Raw genomic sequence first — 17,749 nt, 5'->3', positions numbered from 1 at the left:
ATGACCGGCGAGCGGGCCCCGATGCTGGAAGCGTGCGGCCTCTCGAAGCGCTATGGCGAGACCGTGGCCCTGTCGAACGTCGATCTCGCCTTCCAGCCGGGCTCGGTCCACGCCATCCTGGGCGAGAACGGGTGCGGCAAGAGCACGCTGGTCAAATTGCTCTCCGGGATCGTCGCACCCTCGTCGGGGAGCATCCGGATGCTTGGCCGGCCGGTCACCGGCTCCAATCCGGCGCGCATCCAGAAACTCGGCCTGGCGACCGTTTTCCAGGAAGTGCTGCTCACCCCCGAACGCTCCGTGGCCGACAACATCGTGCTCGGCACCGGCTCGGCCTTCGGCTGGCGCGCCAGCCGCTTGGCGCGTCACGGCTTCGCCGCCGCGGCTCTCTCGCGGATCACCAGCCTGCCGATCGATCTCGATGCGCCCGCCGGATCGCTGTCGCTGGCGGTGGGCCAATTGGTCGTGCTGGCGCGGGCTCTGGTCCGCCGCCCGAAAATCCTCGTGCTCGACGAGGTCACCGCCGCGCTCGACCTCGGAGACCGTAACGCGGTGTTCGAGGTGATCGAGGACCACGCTCGGGCGGGAGGCCTGGTGCTGTTCATCTCGCACCGGATGGACGAGGTGATGCGTCTGGCCCATCGGGTCACCGTGCTGCGCAATGGGCAACTGGTCGATACGCTCGAAACCGCGTCGGTTTCTGCCGAGCGGCTGCTGCAATTGATGGCGCCCGCCACCGCCAGGGAGCTTGATCATGCCGTCTGAACCGGCCCTGCGTGTCGAAGGCGTGTCGCTTGGCCACAATCTGCCCGGGCTGGACGAACTCGTCCATGCGGGTGAGATCGTCGGTCTCGCCGGTCTAGACGGGCATGGCCAGGACGCCTTCCTCGAAACGCTTGCCGGCTTGCGAGCGCCGGTGGCCGGTCGCGTCCTTGTTCGTCATGCCAGCGCGGGCTATGTCGAAATTGACGATTTCCGCAACGCGACACGGCTCGGCATCGCCTATCTTGCCCGTGACCGCAGAGCCAACGGCATCTTTCCCTCGCTGTCGATCCTCGACAATTTCAGCATGGTGACGCTGGGGCGCGATCGTCGCTTCGGATTGATCAGCACGCGCGCCAGGCGTGAACGCTTCGAGCGCTTCCGCGAGCGGCTGTCGATCGTCTCGCCCGGCGGCAACAAACCGATCACGGCTCTTTCTGGCGGCAACCAGCAAAAGGTGCTGCTGGCGCGCTGGCTGGCTCGCGAACCCAGGATTCTCCTCCTTAACGACCCCACTCGCGGCGTCGATCAGCGGACCCGTGAAACGCTCTACCAGGCCTTCCGCGATCTCGCGCGGCAGGAGGGGATGGCGCTCGTCGTGTTGTCCTCGGAGCTCGAGGAAATCTTCCGCCTCTGCGATCGGCTTCTTGTGTTCCGCGAGCAGGGCCTCGTCGCTACCTTTTCAGGAGCCGATATGAACAGCAGCACAGTGATCGCGGCAATGTTCGGGCGCGTCGCATGACAGCCGCAGCGCCAATTGCTGGCAGAGCGCCCGCGCGATCCCATGGCATTGGAGCGCATCTCGCCGGTCGTCGCGAGTCGGCGCCGGCGCTGGTCATCCTTGTCGTTCTCCTCATCGTGGACCTCTGGCTGAACCGGGCCTGGATGCTGCCCGGCTCCTGGGGCACCGTCATCGGCCTCGCAGGTCCGACGATGGCGGCCGCCATCGCCTCGATGCCGGCGATCATGGCAGGGCGCGGCGGCATCGACGTCTCGATCGGTCCTTTGATGGGGTTCATCAACATCATCCTGGTCAAGGTGCTGGCGGGCGATCTGGGCATCGACCAACCCTGGGTGCTGGTGCCGGTCGCCCTTGCGATCGGCGCGCTCGTCGGGCTGTTTAACGGACTGCTCTCCGCGGTGCTGCGCATCCAGCCGATCGTGGCCACGCTCGGCACCTATCTGGTGCTCAGCGGCGTGACGCTGACCCTTCTGCCGGCGCCGGAGGGCGCAGCGCCCGCCTGGCTGAAGACCCTTGCCGGCCCCTACTCCATCGTCCCGCTCGCCGGCATGGCGGCAATCTGGCTGCTGGTAAAGCGCCTGACCGTCTATGATTGGCTGATGGCGTGCGGCAGTGATGACCGTGCCTGCTTCACCGCCGGCATCCCGGTAACCGGCGTGCGTTTGTTCGCCTACACGCTTGGCGGCCTTTTTGCCGGCGCCGGAGGGCTTTTGCTCAGCGCGCTGCTCGGCTCGGCCGACCCCAATGTCGGCCCCACCTTCACGCTGGTCGCCATCTCCGGCGTTGCGCTAGGCGGCGTCAGCCTTGCAGGAGGGCGCGGCGGCTTCGCGGCAGCGGGGGTGGGCGCGGCGGTGATCTTCCTGCTGCAGAGCACGCTCACCTATTTCAACGTCTCGAGCTTCCTGCTGCACACCCTCTACGGTGTCATCCTGGTCGCATCCGTGTCGCTGAACGCGCTGACCGGCCGCATCGCGGGAGGATCAAGATGAACGTCCCTCCTGGCCTCGGCGCCAACACGAGCCGTACCCTTGGCGCCATCGGCATGGCTCTGGTGCTGCTCGTCCTTGGTTCGCTGACGATCGAGGGCTTCGGCGCGCCGTTCGCCATCCGCTCGATGCTCGTCCTGGCGACATTCATAGCCGTGGCCTCCATCGGCCAGACACTCGTGGTCGTGCTTGGCGGCATAGACCTGTCGATCCCCTTCGTGATCGGCTTCGCCAACGTCGTTGCCGCCTCGCTTTATGGTGACGGGGTGGCGTTCTGGCTGGTCTGCATCATCGTAGCGCTGCTGTCGATGGCCATCGGAGCCCTCAACGGCACGCTGACCTCTTACCTCAGGATCCACCCTTTGATCGTAACGCTCGGCGTCGGCACAACGGTACAAGGGATCGTGCTGATGTGGACGGGCGGTCTACCCACCGGCTCAGCTCCTGCCTATCTGAGCGAGTTCGTGTCGATCGGTGGAACGATCGGCCCGCTGCCTGTGCCGTGGGTCGTGCCGTGCTTCGCGGTGCTGGCGGCCTTTGTCTATCTGATGCTCGTGCGCACGCCGTTCGGCCGCCAGATCTATGCGCTCGGCAGCAACCCGACGGCAGCGCCGCTGGCGCTGATCGACCCGCATCGGATCGTCATCGTCAGCTACGCGCTGAGCGCGCTGTTCGCTGCGCTCGCGGGCATTCTGCTGCTTGGCTTTACCGGCTCGGCCTATGGCGACGTAGGCCAACCTTACCTGTTCCAGACCATTGCCGCGGTCGTGATCGGCGGCACCGCCCTTGTCGGCGGGCGTGGCAGCCTGATCGGCACGATAGCCGGCTCGGCAGTTCTGATCGAGCTCAACACATTCCTGATCGGCCTCGGCCTCGCGCCTTCCACCGTGCAGGCGGCGCTGGGAATGGTCATTCTCGCATTGGTCTCAATCTACGGCCGCGAGGCCCATGTCCGTACGCTGATCTGACGCCACCGTACGGGCTGGCATAACACGCCGTTTAAGCCCGCCAATTGGGCCGGGTGGTTGACCCCGAGGCGGAAAATGTTTTCCTCCAGCACGTTCAGCGAGTCCAACGATGTTCTGGAATTGTCTATCTCTGCTATGAGCGGCTGCCACAGGATCGCACGCGTTAGCCCCTCCCCCTTGGTCTCAAGGCGATCGACAAAGTGCTTGATGTTTTCCTTGGCGATAAACCTGTCCACGTCCTACCGACAGCTCTGCTTGAGAGGCCGCCCACGCACAAGCCTGTATAGGTCGAACTGACAAGCTAGCGAAGCTGCCGGCGGGCAGATTGTGTCCATTCCCGCCAATGGGTGGGATAGACATCGACTTGCCGTCCTGTCTTGGCGTCCTGCCAACCAGAAGTCACACGACGACAAGGGAAAGCCAGCGCGTGCTCACCCTCATGGTTCGATGACAGCCAGCTCGAGCATGGAGAAATATGGGGCGCTTAGAATAGGATTGCACATAGCTCCGTAAATGCACGAGGGTTTCGACGCCGGATTTGATTTGCGTCAGTTTTTGGTGTCCGCATCTTTTCCCAAGTGTGTCTGCGTAGTCAATCTACGACGTTTATCGATCTCCCGGATATCTCGACGCCGCGTGGCAGGGAGCACGGCGCCGGACAAATAGCGAATGCCATCGCTCGGCTGGCGGGGCTGCTCAACGAAACCCGGCTGGACTGCGAATGCCATTCCAAGTTCGACGAGGCGTTGTCTCGCTTCGTCACGCAACAAATAGGGCTGGCGGCCCGCGAGCATCTGACCAACGCCCGCCTCCAACGCGCGCATATCCAGACCATTCTATTCTTCTTGCAGGACCTCGAAGAGATCGGAGGGGCGGAGCGGGCTAGCAGCGTTTACCTGGACTTCGCCCATCTCTTCGATGACCTCGCAGCAATTGCATAGCGCGGCGCGCATTCGATGCGGCAGCTCAGTCAGCTGGCCGCGCTTTCCTCGAGGACATCACGCGGGTAGCCCGCCAGTTCCAATGTCGGTCGACGCAAGCACAAGGCTTCATTCTCAAATGGCACCACATGGCGGCACCGTTCCTCTGGACCCGGCTCGGCATGCGCCCCCGCCAAGCCTCGAACGCTGCACCTTAGCCGCGGCGAAAGGTCGGGAGCCTGAGCGGTGGCGATTGCGGACTCATGGAGACCGGTAACTTCTCTGGGGTTATGCGGCTCGGAGTAGAGGCGGCTTTGGCTTGAACAACGATGGCACCTGAGGTTCTGGCAGCCGAAATTTTGCAGCCGATCGCGAAGCTCCATTCATTTCGGCGGTTCGAACCTGCATCAGCATGTGGCCACCATGGAGAGACCAGGGCATCTGCTGTTTCTTCACCATACGTTTGGCGACCATAGAATTGACCGCCGACTCGGCAAGGGTGGTGGCGACGCGAAGCCCAGCCCGGTAGCGCTTTCGGTAGTTGACGAACGCACCGCGGTTCGAACGGACATAGGTCAGGAGCTGCGCGCAGAGGCTGTGAAGCCGTGCGATCGAAAACCTGTCTTCTTCCTCCCAATCCTTCAGTCTCGCCAGGAGACGCTCCAAGTCGCGGATCGCTCGGTCCACGCGTCCGTGCCACAGACGCCACTTCACTGCTCTGATGTCGCTGTCGATGGACGGGAACGCGCCGGTGAGACCAGAGCGGGCTCGAACCATGTGATCCGCGATCTGCTGCATGGGCTGAATCTTCATAGCGATGTGGAACCAGTCGATGATGTGTGGTCGGCCTCGGCATTGCACGAGGTAGCCGTTTGAGGATCTCGGCGCCGTCGGAAATCACGGTCACATCGCCAAAGCCGCAATACCCCGCTTGCCGGAGGGCGTGAAGGGCGCGATCCCGTATCGCGTGTTGGCCGGTGTTGCTGGTGGTGAAATACCGGCCGCCCGCATCTCCCCGCCCACCACGACCGCAGCGGGCAATAACAATCTCGAAATTTCTTGCTGAGTTTGCATCGGCGCTGCGAACATGAGCGGTATCGATACTGACGACGAACTCTTTGCGTCGATCGCCAGGGAGCTGCATTTCGAGCTGGCGCTGCTCATCCATCTGCGTTCTCGCACACCACGATTCCTTGGTGATCTGATCGTCAAGCCGCTCGCCCACCTTGATCGTCCGCTTGCGCACGGTTGCATGCGTCTCGGTCCGCTCGATGGGCAGGAATTCCGCGAGCACGCTGGCCGCCTGTCGGTACGGGATCAAGCTTCCGAGCCGCGCCGTCAACTCCATCAGCTCGGGCGTCGCCCGATCCGGACAGATTTCCTTGAGCGGCGCGAACGCGGCATCCATCCCTGGATGGCAATCCCGGCACAACATCCAGCGGGGATTGCGAACCTCCACCGTGCCGAACACCGTTCGAATTCGACGCGGCGTATGGTCTTTGACTGGCCGAAAGTTGTGGCAATCCGGACAGACCCGTCGAAAGAGTGTGTAAGCTTCCGCCTCTTCGTTCACGACTGCGCTCTGCAGGGCGACCATGATCTTCTTGCCATCGTCGATCGACAGGCCGAGGTCTCCGTCACGCAGACGCTTATCGCTTTTGTCGATCCGGACCTCTCGGCGACAGATGTTGCCGAATTCGTTCGTCCCTTCGATCGAAATCGTCCACTCAATTGCCATCACTACCTCCGCAACCAAAGAGATGGTGATGGACCGGTTGGCGCTAACAAATCGTGCCGCGCTCACCCCAGAAAAGTTACCGGTCTCTGGTGCGACGGACGCGAGAGTTGAAACCTTCGGCCGAATTGACGTGGACGGCGTCACGAACTTACTCGCCGCTGGAATGCTTCACGGTCTCGTGCTCGGCGAAGCTCTCGCCAATGGACATGAACGTCTTCCACTCGTCACTCATTAGACGGGCATGGGGTTCGATTTGCGTTTCGACAGCACGCTCCGCAGCGCGCAATGACAGGCCGATCACGACTGCGGCGCGTGCGTCGCCGGCTGGCGTGCCGGGTGCGACGTCATTTGGGCGCTGCACCATTGTCAGAACCGACGTTTTCTCCGTGTTCGCCTGACCTTTGCGGCCTCGCCCGGGAGGCAGGTCGTCCGGATGTTTCCGGGGCTTTCCACCAAGATGGAAATGGTCGATCTCCACTGTGCCGTCGAGCATGTGCGCCCGCGCCATCATCAGGCGCAAAGCATGTCCCATCCGCCAGGCCGTCGGTTGACTCACTCCAAGGCTCTCGTCGAGCCGAACCGAGGACAGACCCTTGTCCGATTGCAGGATCAGCCACATTGCCTTCAGCCAGACACGCAAGGGAAGCTTCGTGGAGTGCAGCGGCGTGTGCGTTGTAACCGTGAACTGGAACCGGCAATCGCCGCTGGAGCATTGATATAGTCCCGGTCGGGCCCGCCGTTTGCCCATGTCACGACCGGCTATCGCGATTGAGCGCTTGTACCCGCAAGAGGGGCAGACCCGACCATCCCGCCACACCATGCCTTCCAACAATTTCCGACAATGTTCCTCATCGCGGAAAGCCACGACCATCTCTTCGATTGTTCGGATCCTGGAAAGCATCCCGGTCATGGTCTCATGCATTCAGGCCTCCTTCGAACAAGGCAAAGAATCGCATGCAAAAGCCACCATTTCAAGAGAATTACTGTCTTTAGTTGATAAAGGCTTCGTACGCTAAGGTCGAACAGAGCATAAACATCAGGCGCTTCAGATTAAAGTCCAACACCTGCTTTACTTCGTTGAGCCAAGCTACGCCGTCACTGCCCACGCCAAGGCCAAGCCGATCCTCTTCTTTCATCGTGATGAACGCCGATCGCGGCATGAGGTGCTCGTCGATCGGGCGGAATGATCGGCTACCCTCTACCCAGATATCCGCAGAGCGAAGCCGCTCGCGCAATGCGGCGAGCGTGGCTATTTCATAGAGCCGGCGATCGGGCTTCTGCTGCCCAAAGATCAGTTTGCGATCGGTCGGACTGAGATGGCTGGTTGGGACACGCTCGGGTACCCAAGATACGCCAAACTGAGACATCGTTGGCGGAGACACCCTGGCCCACGCTTACCGTGGTCTTGGCAGTGACTGATTGCCAGATGAGGTAGTTGGACGGTGACTCCGCTTCGGGGACGACACCCTTGTCGCCGTCGCGCCAATAGCCAGAGCGACAAGACAAGCCGTGGGAAGTGCTGGGTGCTCTCGAGTGTAAGCAAAAAAAGCCCGCCTTCTCGCCGAAGATCGACACGACCGGATATGCAATCCCGCGGCCGGCCCGTGGTGGCGCATCTTCTCCGAAACAAAGGAAAACAAGAAACCCGTTAGCTTCTGGAACATTCAGGGGAACCCGATGTTCGGTAGCAGCGACGCATCCTCCCGAGCGTTCCAAGGCGTCGCGTGGATGCGGGAGCCGACACCGCGCCCTGTAAATCAGGGTGCGTTCGCATCGATTTTATCTCACCGTTCCCATCAGGCAGAAGCTTCAACGCGCCGCTCTTGGCTTCGATGCGATGTACGCTCTCAGGACGATATGCTAATGGCGGGTTGTTCGCGCCCCAAGAAAACTATCGGCCGCGTTCGGACGAATCTCTGTCTTGCAGCGGATTGATGAAACGCCAGAAGCGGGAAGCGTAGCCTTTCCAACCGTCCGACTTGCGCTTCCGATAATCCTCACGTCGCCGCGACGGCCTGTCCGGCCTGGGAGAATCGACGGCGCTCTTCAGGAACCGCTCGGCCTCATCAGACCATCCTGTGGCCTCGCCATCGTTGTCGCGAATTGACTGACGGTACGCCGCGCGCAATCCGTCGAGGTCGTAGATTGATACCTCATCGCTGATATCGTCTTTTCGCCGCATCAGGAGCCCCTGTCAGCAGAGTCCGCGATTTATCCTAGGGCCACGCAAGTTAAACACGAACGGGCGATCGCTGCCCATTTCTGGGCATAATCCGAAGTGGTTACCTATCCCTTGACAACCAAAAGCCCATCGTACGTAGGGACCCTAAGCGACGGGCTTTCCCAAATTGGCTACACCCCGGACGATTTGGTTGCTCGCGAATTGGTGCCACTGCTGCTCTGCTGACGGACGTATTGCCGATCGGCTAGGCCGTGAACGCGTAGACGATCAGGAACGATGCGATGCGTGTCGCCGAACGTCTCGAAGCCGAGCTCGGCCCCGAGCAGACCACTTTCGCGAGCGGATGCCAGGCCGAATGGAACAAGATGTGGATCCCCGGACCGCCAGTTACGATCGGATCGACGGCGGCTATGTGCGCAGTTGGACCGACAGGCCGACGAATTTCGAGGTGATTGTCGGCAAGTCTGTGCCCGAGGACAGGCCTGTGCCGCGATTTGGCTTTGTAGCCGGACACGAAAAGCCGAAGCGCCATGCGACCAGACGCAGGCACCGATCGACAGTCGGGGAAGCCGGGCATTAAACGTCAACTTGCAGGCAACGTTTCTGAAGCCAATTTCGTCCCAAGAGTCGGTCGGCAACGACGCACGCGAAAAGATTGACCCGGCGCGAAGGATTGGTAAATTCTACATCATGGGAAGGGTCATTAGTATCGTTGAGGGCGATGTTGCGTTAGAGCAGATACCGGCGCTGATCGAGGCCTATAAGAACCTGATCGACAGCGGGTTGCCTCCTTCGATTGTGCAAAGCTTCCTGGTACAGCGATCACATGATCATGTGGCGATCATCACGGTTTGGCGGACGCGTGAGGACCTACAAGCCATGATCGACAGCGGCGGCGAACCGGTGGCCCGCCGACTGATCCGGGAAGCCGGTGGGCAACCGCAAGCCAATTTTCATGACGTTTTGATAGCGGGCTAGGTCGGAGAGGCTTTATTGTCAGCAGGAAGTGAGCAGGCCGGCGCGGCAGCGCTTTCTGTAGTGGTGATTGTGCAGCGGGATCTTCGGCTGGAGAAATAAATGCCGCTGGCCATAGATTCTGGCTCGAGGAAGACAGCCCCGGCACAACAGGCCCGTTCAGCGGCATTTGACGACCTGACCCGTTGTCGGAATGAATTCCCTCGCTGGATGGCTGTAACGAAGCGGACGGCCGGGTGTCCCTGCTCGACACCGATAGTGCTGCCGCCCTCTGGCCCATCTGGCGTCTCACGGCGAAGTTTGGGATTGTCAATGCCCGTTCCCAGTGTCAATCTTGCCCCGCAGAGCCGGTCATCCGGTGGATGTCGGTTATTCGGAAGCAAAATCTGAAGAGGCTTTCGTCATGGGTACCGATAGCCCAGCCAGCACGAGCGCGGAGATTGCGAGTCTGGTGCTGTCCGGCGAGGTGCTGCATCCCGGTGCACCGGGGTATGACCTGGCGCGCAGAATTCATAACGGGCTGATCGACAAGTATCCGAAGCTAATTGCGCGCAGCGCGGGAACAGCAGATGTCGTCGATGCTGTGAACTACGGGCGCGATCAGGGGCTGGAGATTGCGATACGGGGCGGGGGCCACAATGTGGCAGGCCGCTCCACTGTTGAAGGCGGATTGATGATTGATCTGTCGGCGATGCGAGGCGTTTATGTTGACGCCAGGGCGTGTGTCGCCCATGTGCAGGGGGGCGCTACGTGGGCCCTCGTCAATCGCGAAACCCAAATTCATGGTTTGGCGGTGACCGGCGGGGTGATCTCGTCTACCGGCGTCGCCGGGCTCACGCTCGGCGGTGGTATCGGCTGGCTTATGTCGAAGTATGGGCTGGCGCTCGACAATCTCGTTAGCGCCGAACTCGTGACGGCGCAGGGGAAGGTGGTGCGGGCGAACGCCGAACAGTATGCCGATCTGTTCTGGGCGATCCGTGGCGGAGGTGGCAATTTCGGTGTCGCGACCTCATTCGAGTTCAAGCTGCATCCGGTCGGACCGATGGTGACCGGGGGGTTGGTGGCGCACCCCTTCCCGAAGGCACAGGAAATGTTGCGCTTCTTTCGCGACCGCACCCAAAGTCTCCCCGATGAGATGACGCTGGTGGCGGCGCTGACCCACGCGCCGGATGGTTCCGGGATGCCGATCTCGGCCATTGCCGCCGCGCATTTTGGCAGTCTCGCGGAAGGCGCGGCAGCAGTGAAACCGATCAAGGACTTCGGGCCACCGATCATGGACGTCTTAGGGCCGATTCCCTATACCGCGCTCAACGGCATGCTCGATGCTGGTTATCCTCGCGGTGCGCTCAACTATTGGAAGTCGGCTTTCCTGAAGGAGTTGAGCGATGGCGCCATCGACACGATGGTGGCGTGCTTCGCCCGTTGCCCAACACCTATGAGTGGCCTTCTCCTCGAACATTTCCACGGCGCCGTGACCCGCATCGCACCAACGGCAACCGCATTTCCGCATCGCCAGGTGGGCTATAATCTGCTGGTTCTTGCGCAGTGGATGGACCCCGCGCAGACGTCGGCTTGCATTGCCTGGTGCAAGGAAACCTATGAAACGCTCCGCCCGTTCATGGCCGACAGCCGGTATGTCAACTATTTGGGCGACGATGAGATGCAGGATCAGGCCATGGCGGCCGCTTATGGGCCGAACCAGGCGCGGCTCCGCCAGATCAAGGCGAAGTATGATCCGGATAATTTGTTTCACCTTAACCAGAATATCAGGCCGGGGTGAAGAACTGCCAGGATCGAACGCGGCGAAGTTATCGTCGGGATTCATGTGTGCACTGGTCTGACCCTATGATTTGTCGGTCCGGCGTCCCTCTAATGATTAACTACGAAAAAAAAATCCTCGGCAACCGGCTCCTTTTATGCGTTCGGCTGCTTCTGCCGTTCGAGTGCGACGTCGGTGAGATTTGTCCAGAACAATAGTATGAAAGTCTCAGTGTGCAGGAGTCCGAGTTCGACATTTGACACTCTAGAGAACGGGGCATGCCCTCCGCTTTTTCCCGTCGTCGATTGACTGCAATCAAGAAGCAGTAGAGCCATGCGTCCATGGAACATGATGAAGGGTCTGAGTACAGTCAATCTAACGCGGGCCCACTCCAAGGCTACCCGTCACGTTTGAAAGGCTTCGCTTTAGCTCGGCAATCCTTGTCGAGTGGCCAGCGAATTGCAGATCAGCACGAGCTTGCCCTTGACCCCTCCCTGACCGAGCAGCTCCTGGGCGCGACGAGCCTCAATCAATGGCATCCGCTCGGCGACCATTGGTTTGATCTTCCCGTCGCGAAGCAGCTCGAGCAAGGCGCCGAGATCTTCGCGGAACCAAGCGAGCTTCCACCGTTTCAGATATTGTATGCTGTAGGGGAGTATGCGTCGTCGGCCTGGTGAAACGAAAGCGCGGACCGCGTACCACGCAGGTCGCAATATCCCGCGAAGACGGTAACGCAAGCCCCCTGCCAGTTGGCCTTTCTGCAGAAATGAGGTGAAGCCATAGGCTATGACGCGGCCACCAGGCCTCAGAGTTCGAAACGAACGCCAGACATTGGTCTCGCCGACCCCATCGAAGACGACATCCACGCCGTCGTTTGTCAGGCGATGTATCTCTTTGACGAAATCGGTTCGCTCGTAGTCGATCGGCGTGGCCCCGAGATCGGATACGATCTGATGAGTTGCAAGAGATGCGGTCCCATACATCTCAAGACCTGCCAGGCGCCCAAGTTGCAGCAGAGCCGTGCCGACTCCGCCGGCCGCGCCATGGATGAGGACCCGTTGACCCGGTGAGGCATGCCCAAGGCGATGCATCATCTGATAGGCCGTAACGTAGTTCAGCACGAGGCTGACTGCCTCGGCGGGATCAACACCGGTTGGAACCGGAGTGAGTTCATCTCCCGGCAGACAGATGAACTGAGCGTAACCACCATGAATGGGGAGCGCCGCAACCATTTTACCAACCATCGCATGGGAGGCTCCTTCTCCGGCCTCATCCACGACGCCAACAATGTCCCATCCTGGCGTGAATGGCAGGGTCGTTTTTTCCGGATGAATCCCCTCCCGCATCAGTAGCTCTGCGAAGGAGACGCCGGCGGCGATTGTTTGCACCCGCAGCTCACCCGACGCCGGATGGGGCGCGTCTTCCTCCACGATCTCCAGAACTTCAGGTCCGCCATGGTGGCGAACAACGACGCGTAGAGACTTCATGAGGCTCGGTCCAGATCGAACTCCTCCACTGAGGAAAACTCAGACGAACGGTACCGCGCGCTGGTGTGAAGCGACTTGTTCCAGATCAACCCCACGAAACAATTGCCCACCACCCCACTCCCATTTGAGCAGAAAGGCATTGGGACGCAGCCGCGACAGTGGCTGGAATGGACTCACACCAGCTCCCATTTGGCATGAGCGGAAACGAGTGACCGGTCAGGGTGGGCTTTCCATGCTGCATGGTGGCTAATCAAACCACGCCTTCAAATCGTTCCACGAAACCTCCGCTGGGACCAAAGAGGCCAGCGGACGAAGCTTTCGTCACTTTTGCTTTCCGCGTGACCTGAAACCCCGCCGACGTCGCCGCCGCCAATGATGCCGATCGCCGAACGACGACTTTTCGCGCGAATATCGATAACATGAGGAGTCGCTAATGTGGGCGCCATGGCCTACAAACAGCAATCGCTCAAACGTCACGATGGAGGACGAGATGGCTTATGGGATAGTTCACCACTTTCCGGGTGGGACAAAGTCACAGTACGAGGCCTCGATCGCCGCTGTGCATCCAGCAGGCGGTGCTCTGCCAAAGGGTCAGACCTTCCATGCGGCTGGACCGTCCTCGGGGGGGTGGACAATCGTTGCCATCCACGACTCCAAGGAGAGTTGGGAGAAGTTCCGCGATGGAATCCTGATGCCCACGATGAGCAAGGGCATTAAGGGCGGCTTCACCTCGCCACCCCAAGAGACAGCGTTCGAAGTCCAGAACATTCATGGCGGAACCTAGGCAACTGAATATGGCCATCGTCGTTAAAAGCAGGGCTGAGTAATAGATCGCGGCGGGGAAAGGCCCGGAAGCCGAAGCTCCGGGCCGGGTCGGAAAGTCAGCCCCTGCCAATGCCGCGTCCGTCACCTGCACACAACAACGGCTTGCACGTTTGAGAACGACAAGCGGTGTATTCACCCTTCGTTGTTACATTACGCATGCTGACGTTAGCCATGCGGACACAGTTTGCGGGTAGGCTCCGGTAGGTTGCACAACGCTGGGCTATTAGTTTCCCAGCTGTCTGTCGGCTGGGAAAAATACAACGTTGTGGTCGCGCTTGCGGATTTCCATCTCGCGGTAAATCAGAATGGTCATGGTCATCTCGGCGCTCCCGGCGAGTGACTTTCCTGGCATAGTCTCCAAGAAGGCTCTGAGCGTTTCGTCATCCATCGTAGAGAGATGCGCTTTGATGGCTTCGATTCCATCGCCAAGCCCCACAAGCAACCTTGCCGCAATCTGCATCATCTGCCCCACCAGTACCCCCCGGGGCGTCATACCCCAATTTCAAAACCGCCAGAATGATCTTCAAGTGACCGGCGTGTCAGAACCGTTCTTATTTCGCTTGGCCTTGTGGGCGACGCGCAGCGGGTTTGGTGTTCAGACCAGCCCTGTCATATGCATCAAATGAACAATCTTGATGCCTATCGCTTGCACAAGTTCACCGCCGTTGGCGGCCAAATCCCAGCCAAAGTATGCAGCCCAGCAAAAAAGCACCATGGCAAAACGCATTAGAGAATTCTAATGCGCCTCGCTTTACGGATCGTTACTAGGGCGCGCAAAGGCACAGATCACGCTGATCAATCGACGATAACACTTTAACCATTAACCTGGCGGCCGTGTGAATGGGCTGTCATCCATTCTGCCTATGCCCGCTGTCTGCCCGCAAACGGACAGCGTGCATTTTCATAAGCGCTTCCGCTTTTCCAGTTCTCGATATACGAGGACCAGCGCCACCATTTCCGCGCTCCCTGCCGGCGCGTTCCTTGGCAACCGCTTTTCAAGTGCGGCAAGGTTGACTTCATCCAGCTGGGAGAGGTGGTCCTGGATCGCCTCTATGGCATCGTGGAGCTTCGCTATTAGCTCGACCGCTACGACTTGCATCTGCGCCTCCCATTGAAGGGGACCAGCGAGCATACGCCCGCTACACGCTTAATATATATTAGTTTTGCTTAATCGGGCGGTCCGGCGTTAGAGCACCCGTCGTCGCCGTCGTGAACTGCGCTGTATATCCGGCCAGGATCGTCGGCAAGACGCACTTGGCGATCGCGCTTGGGCGAGAGGCGCCCGGCGGGCCAAGCAGCAGCACGTTCTGCCTGTTGGCGATCCAACGGGAAGCGGCCAGGTCGCGGATCTGCTTGTGCCTCGAAGTCGAAGCCCCCAAGCTCCTTCACGAGCCGGGAAGTATGCGAGCTTCAGCGCCATCTCGATGCGGCGGCGATCGGAACCTGTTGTCAACGACAACGGGACAGAAGAGACGTCTAGAGCGGCTTACCGCCGGGCGTGAAGGGTAACTTTCGTCGCGAAACAGCCGATTCACCATTCCTTCACGATATTAGCGCGCAGCGGACCAAAGGCTCATGTGAGGTTGGGTACTCGGTCCCAATTGAGCGGTTGAGCTTACGCTTCTAGATTGCGCACGCGGGGAGGAAACGGTTGCCACGACTCAACCCCCGCATTGGCCGGTGCAGCGCGACCCCCAAGAATAACCCAGCGCGCGCCGGCCAGCCCGCTAGTCACCATTCCTTCACGATATAAGCGCCCGCTGATTCAAGCACATTTTGCGGAACAGATTGCGATCTCGCCAGTTCAGGAGTTCGGGTAGGTACGGCGCGACTACCCCCGCGCCTGTCGCCTCAGTACCCGCTACTGCGCGCCGCCCTCCCTCCCAGCGGCGGGCTTCTTTCGTTCGCCGGCCTTAGACGCCAATTTCCACCTCGGCGTCCTGCGAATCTGAAGTAAGCTCCGGCATGATATCGCCGGCCAGAAGCTTCTCCTTCGACAGCAGCCCCGCGTCCTCGAGCGCCTCGAAATCCGGCAGCTGGCGCAACGTGTCGAGCCCGAACTGCGACAGGAAATTCTTCGTCGTCACATAGGTGTAGGGAGCGCCCGGCTGCGGACTGCGCGGTCCCGAGGCGATCAGGTCCTGCGCGCGCAACACGCCAATCAGATCGCGCGACACCTCCTTGCCGAAGAAGGAAGACAGCCGCGGGTAATCGGCTGGAAATAGGCAATGCACATGAGGACGAGCGCCTCCGACTCCGACAGTTCTTTTGTCCCCTGCCCCGCAGGGGTGCCGAAAGCGGCGTGGATGGCGTCGCCAAAGAGTTTCTTGGTCCGGTGCTGCCAACCGCCGGCGACGGAAACCAACTCGTAGGGGCGGCCGGCGAGCTCGGCGCGGATGTCGTCGATGACCAGGTCGAGATTGCAGTTTTTTCCCACCACCCGCGCCAGCACCTCGCGCGGCACAGGCTTGCTGGCCGCAAAGATCACCGCTTCGACGCGGCCCATCCATTCGCGCCAGCGCAGTTCTGGCGGCAGACGTTCCAGCTCGGTGTCCAGCAACGCCGGCTGCTCGTTTATCTTGCGCCGAACGGAGGCTTGGCTCATCGCTACAGCCCAAACAGCCGGAAGGTGGTGCGCCCGGAGAGCTCGCGCACGGCCTCGAGCTGCTGGAGGCGCTCGAACAGGCGGCGCGCCGCAAAGCGAGACAGGTTCTTTGTCACGAGCGATCCGGCCACGGCATCTTCATTCAGGAGCAAAACGATCACGTCGCCGGCGCCCTTTCAATGATAACCTCGCCAGCGACTCCAACCGTTCCTTGAGTCCCTCCTTCAGCCGCTCGAGGCGCTTGCGCGAGCCTCGCAATAGGCGCCAACCTCGCAGACGCTGCAGCGGCAGATAGCTACCGGGGTTGTACCCAAGACCTCATGAGAAGATCTCGCGCCGGTCGGAGCCACGCGCTCTAACGAATGGCGAGGCACTTGACGCGACTGCAGACGGGGGCATGCTCGGCGCGCGCGGCCTGCTACTCGACCCCGACGGAGTTACATCATGCAGTGGTCCTACCCGATCCTCCATGTCGGCGGCACCGAGATCCGCATCCACCTGACCTTCCTGCTGCTGCTCGCCTGGATCGGCATCGCCTATTTCCAGGAGGGTGGAACGTCGGCTGCGATCGAGGGCGTCGGCTTCATCGGCGCCGTGTTCGCCTGCGTGCTGTTGCATGAGCTCGGCCATGCCGCTGCCGCTAGTCGCTACGGCATCCGAACTCCAAAGATCACGCTCTTGCCGATCGGCGGCGTCGCGGAGTTGGAGCGCCTACCCGAGAAGCCGTCGGAAGAGATCGTCGTGGCGCTCGCCGGCCCGCTGGTCAATGTCGCCATTGCCGCTTTCCTCATAGTCGCGCTCGGGACCACCGTCGGTATCAACGCGCTGACGTCTATGGATAACCCGCATGCTGCGTTCTTGGCTCGCCTGGCCGCCGTCAATATCTGGCTGGTTCTGTTCAACCTCATTCCTGCCTTTCCGATGGACGGCGGGCGCGTGCTGCGCGCCTTGCTCGCCACGCGCTACAACCGCGTGCGCGCGACGGAGATTGCAGGGACCGTCGGTCAGTTCGCCGCCTTCGCCTTCGGCTTCATCGGTCTTGTCGCCGGCAACGTGCTGCTGATATTCGTTGCGATCTTCGTCTACCTCGCCGCCACTGCCGAAACGCAAGCGATGGGGCTCGAGGCAGCGGCGCGTGCCGTCAACGTCCGCGACGTCATGATCAGCCGGTTCGAAAGCCTGTCGGCTACCGCGACCCTCGACGAGGCGGCACAGGCCCTGTTGCGCACGACACAACACGAGTTCCCGATCGTCGACGGTGACGGCAAGCTGCGCGGCGTGCTGACGCGTGAGGGGCTGGTCGCCGGCCTGCAGCAGCGCGGCGGTCAGGCTCCCGTGATCGAGGCAATGGCCGCAAGTATCCCGGTGGTGCGCGACGATGAGAAGCTCATCAAGGCGCTCGAACCCCTGAAGAAGGGAACTGCACCTGCCGTCGGCGTTGTGGATGCCAAGGGCCGTTTGGTCGGTTATGTCACCATCGAAAACGTCGGCGAGCTCATGCTGCTGCGCAGCGCCGTTGCAAGCTGACAGATCTCGGTCGGGCCGCGGCCCATGGATATAGAGCGCGTGAGATGCGCTTGCGCGAAATGGTGCAGACTGAAGGGCGGGAAGCGCGCTTAAAAATCGGGCAGCCCGTTAGCGCCTCCCGGTCGAGCGTGAGAAATTGAACGGCGCTCCATACAGGCCCGACAGGTTCGGCGCGCCCTTGAGCTCTAGCCGAGACGATGCGGCTTCCCGGCCTGCGCCATACCCGAGGCGCCGGCGGAACTTGCCAATCCGGTGGAGTTGCCGGAGTGCGAGGCG

15 protein-coding genes and 5 pseudogenes are annotated in these 17,749 nt (G+C 60.9%); 9 read left to right on the top strand and 11 right to left on the bottom strand.

Features of this window, described 5'->3' with window-relative positions; all coding sequences use genetic code 11:
* The 5 genes from P9272_RS03880 to P9272_RS03855 all read left to right on the top strand — a co-directional run bounded on the left by P9272_RS03880 (position 1) and on the right by P9272_RS03855 (position 4,396).
* On the top strand, positions 1–762 hold the full coding sequence (locus P9272_RS03880; protein WP_278159150.1) for an ATP-binding cassette domain-containing protein: 762 nt from the start codon (positions 1–3) through the stop codon (positions 760–762).
* A complete protein-coding gene (locus P9272_RS03875) occupies positions 752–1,501 on the top strand; it encodes an ATP-binding cassette domain-containing protein (RefSeq protein WP_278159147.1) in 750 nt (249 codons plus the stop codon). Before P9272_RS03880 ends, P9272_RS03875 begins: the two co-directional genes overlap by 11 nt.
* Entirely contained in the window at positions 1,498–2,490 is a 993-nt protein-coding gene (locus P9272_RS03870; protein ID WP_278159145.1) for an ABC transporter permease, read from the top strand. Before P9272_RS03875 ends, P9272_RS03870 begins: the two co-directional genes overlap by 4 nt.
* A complete protein-coding gene (locus P9272_RS03865) occupies positions 2,487–3,455 on the top strand; it encodes an ABC transporter permease (protein ID WP_278159143.1) in 969 nt (322 codons plus the stop codon). Before P9272_RS03870 ends, P9272_RS03865 begins: the two co-directional genes overlap by 4 nt.
* 578 nt (positions 3,456–4,033) lie before the next feature.
* The gene (locus P9272_RS03855; RefSeq protein ID WP_278159141.1) at positions 4,034–4,396 is read left to right on the top strand and encodes a hypothetical protein; all 363 of its coding nucleotides are present in this window, start codon (positions 4,034–4,036) and stop codon (positions 4,394–4,396) included.
* A 267-nt stretch (positions 4,397–4,663) separates the two neighbouring features.
* Here the strand turns inward: P9272_RS03855 and P9272_RS03850 are convergent.
* The 4 genes and pseudogenes from P9272_RS03850 to P9272_RS03835 form a co-directional block, all read right to left on the bottom strand.
* A pseudogene (locus P9272_RS03850) lies at positions 4,664–6,113 on the bottom strand (ISKra4 family transposase).
* Between the two features lie 88 nt (positions 6,114–6,201).
* Positions 6,202–7,035 (bottom strand): annotated as a pseudogene (locus P9272_RS03845) (IS1595 family transposase); the annotation flags it as partial.
* A 118-nt stretch (positions 7,036–7,153) separates the two neighbouring features.
* Positions 7,154–7,456 (bottom strand): annotated as a pseudogene (locus P9272_RS03840) (Tn3 family transposase); the annotation flags it as partial.
* A 548-nt stretch (positions 7,457–8,004) separates the two neighbouring features.
* A complete protein-coding gene (locus P9272_RS03835) occupies positions 8,005–8,295 on the bottom strand; it encodes a hypothetical protein (protein ID WP_278159139.1) in 291 nt (96 codons plus the stop codon).
* A 588-nt stretch (positions 8,296–8,883) separates the two neighbouring features.
* Here P9272_RS03835 and P9272_RS03830 point away from each other — a divergent pair.
* Complete coding sequence (locus P9272_RS03830) at positions 8,884–9,273, top strand: hypothetical protein (protein ID WP_278159137.1); 390 nt, start codon at positions 8,884–8,886, stop codon at positions 9,271–9,273.
* Between the two features lie 400 nt (positions 9,274–9,673).
* Positions 9,674–11,050 carry an FAD-binding oxidoreductase gene (locus tag P9272_RS03825; protein WP_278159135.1) on the top strand — a complete coding sequence of 459 codons (1,377 nt, stop codon included), beginning with the start codon at positions 9,674–9,676 and terminating at the stop codon, positions 11,048–11,050.
* Between the two features lie 404 nt (positions 11,051–11,454).
* Here the strand turns inward: P9272_RS03825 and P9272_RS03820 are convergent, their stop codons facing one another.
* Positions 11,455–12,516, bottom strand: coding sequence for a medium chain dehydrogenase/reductase family protein (locus P9272_RS03820; protein WP_278159133.1), 1,062 nt, complete (start codon positions 12,514–12,516; stop codon positions 11,455–11,457).
* Positions 12,517–13,006: 490 nt separating this feature from the next.
* On the opposite strand from P9272_RS03820, the gene P9272_RS03815 reads away from it, so the two are divergent.
* Positions 13,007–13,300, top strand: coding sequence for a hypothetical protein (locus P9272_RS03815; RefSeq protein WP_278159131.1), 294 nt, complete (start codon positions 13,007–13,009; stop codon positions 13,298–13,300).
* Between the two features lie 264 nt (positions 13,301–13,564).
* On the opposite strand, the gene P9272_RS03810 is transcribed toward P9272_RS03815, so the two are convergent.
* The 6 genes and pseudogenes from P9272_RS03810 to P9272_RS03785 form a co-directional block, all read right to left on the bottom strand.
* Entirely contained in the window at positions 13,565–13,804 is a 240-nt protein-coding gene (locus P9272_RS03810) for a hypothetical protein (protein ID WP_278159130.1), read from the bottom strand.
* Positions 13,805–13,936: 132 nt separating this feature from the next.
* Complete coding sequence (locus P9272_RS03805; protein ID WP_278159128.1) at positions 13,937–14,068, bottom strand: hypothetical protein; 132 nt, start codon at positions 14,066–14,068, stop codon at positions 13,937–13,939.
* Positions 14,069–14,242: 174 nt separating this feature from the next.
* Positions 14,243–14,440, bottom strand: coding sequence for a hypothetical protein (locus P9272_RS03800; protein WP_278159127.1), 198 nt, complete (start codon positions 14,438–14,440; stop codon positions 14,243–14,245).
* 58 nt (positions 14,441–14,498) lie between these two features.
* Positions 14,499–14,645: a hypothetical protein gene (locus P9272_RS36055; RefSeq protein ID WP_347404028.1), complete on the bottom strand. Its 147-nt coding sequence runs from the start codon at positions 14,643–14,645 to the stop codon at positions 14,499–14,501.
* A 609-nt stretch (positions 14,646–15,254) separates the two neighbouring features.
* Positions 15,255–15,946, bottom strand: a pseudogene (locus tag P9272_RS03790) (SMC-Scp complex subunit ScpB).
* A 2-nt stretch (positions 15,947–15,948) separates the two neighbouring features.
* Positions 15,949–16,122, bottom strand: a pseudogene (locus P9272_RS03785) (DUF1403 family protein); the annotation flags it as partial.
* A 268-nt stretch (positions 16,123–16,390) separates the two neighbouring features.
* Between P9272_RS03785 and P9272_RS03780 the strand changes: the two are divergent.
* Positions 16,391–17,473, top strand: coding sequence for a site-2 protease family protein (locus P9272_RS03780; protein WP_278159125.1), 1,083 nt, complete (start codon positions 16,391–16,393; stop codon positions 17,471–17,473).
* Positions 17,474–17,749: the final 276 nt, after the last annotated feature.

Origin of the sequence: Mesorhizobium sp. WSM4976 (genome assembly GCF_029625685.1) — a bacterium.
In the GTDB taxonomy this organism is placed as follows: domain Bacteria; phylum Pseudomonadota; class Alphaproteobacteria; order Rhizobiales; family Rhizobiaceae; genus Mesorhizobium.
This window is presented reverse-complemented; position numbering and strand designations above follow the sequence as displayed.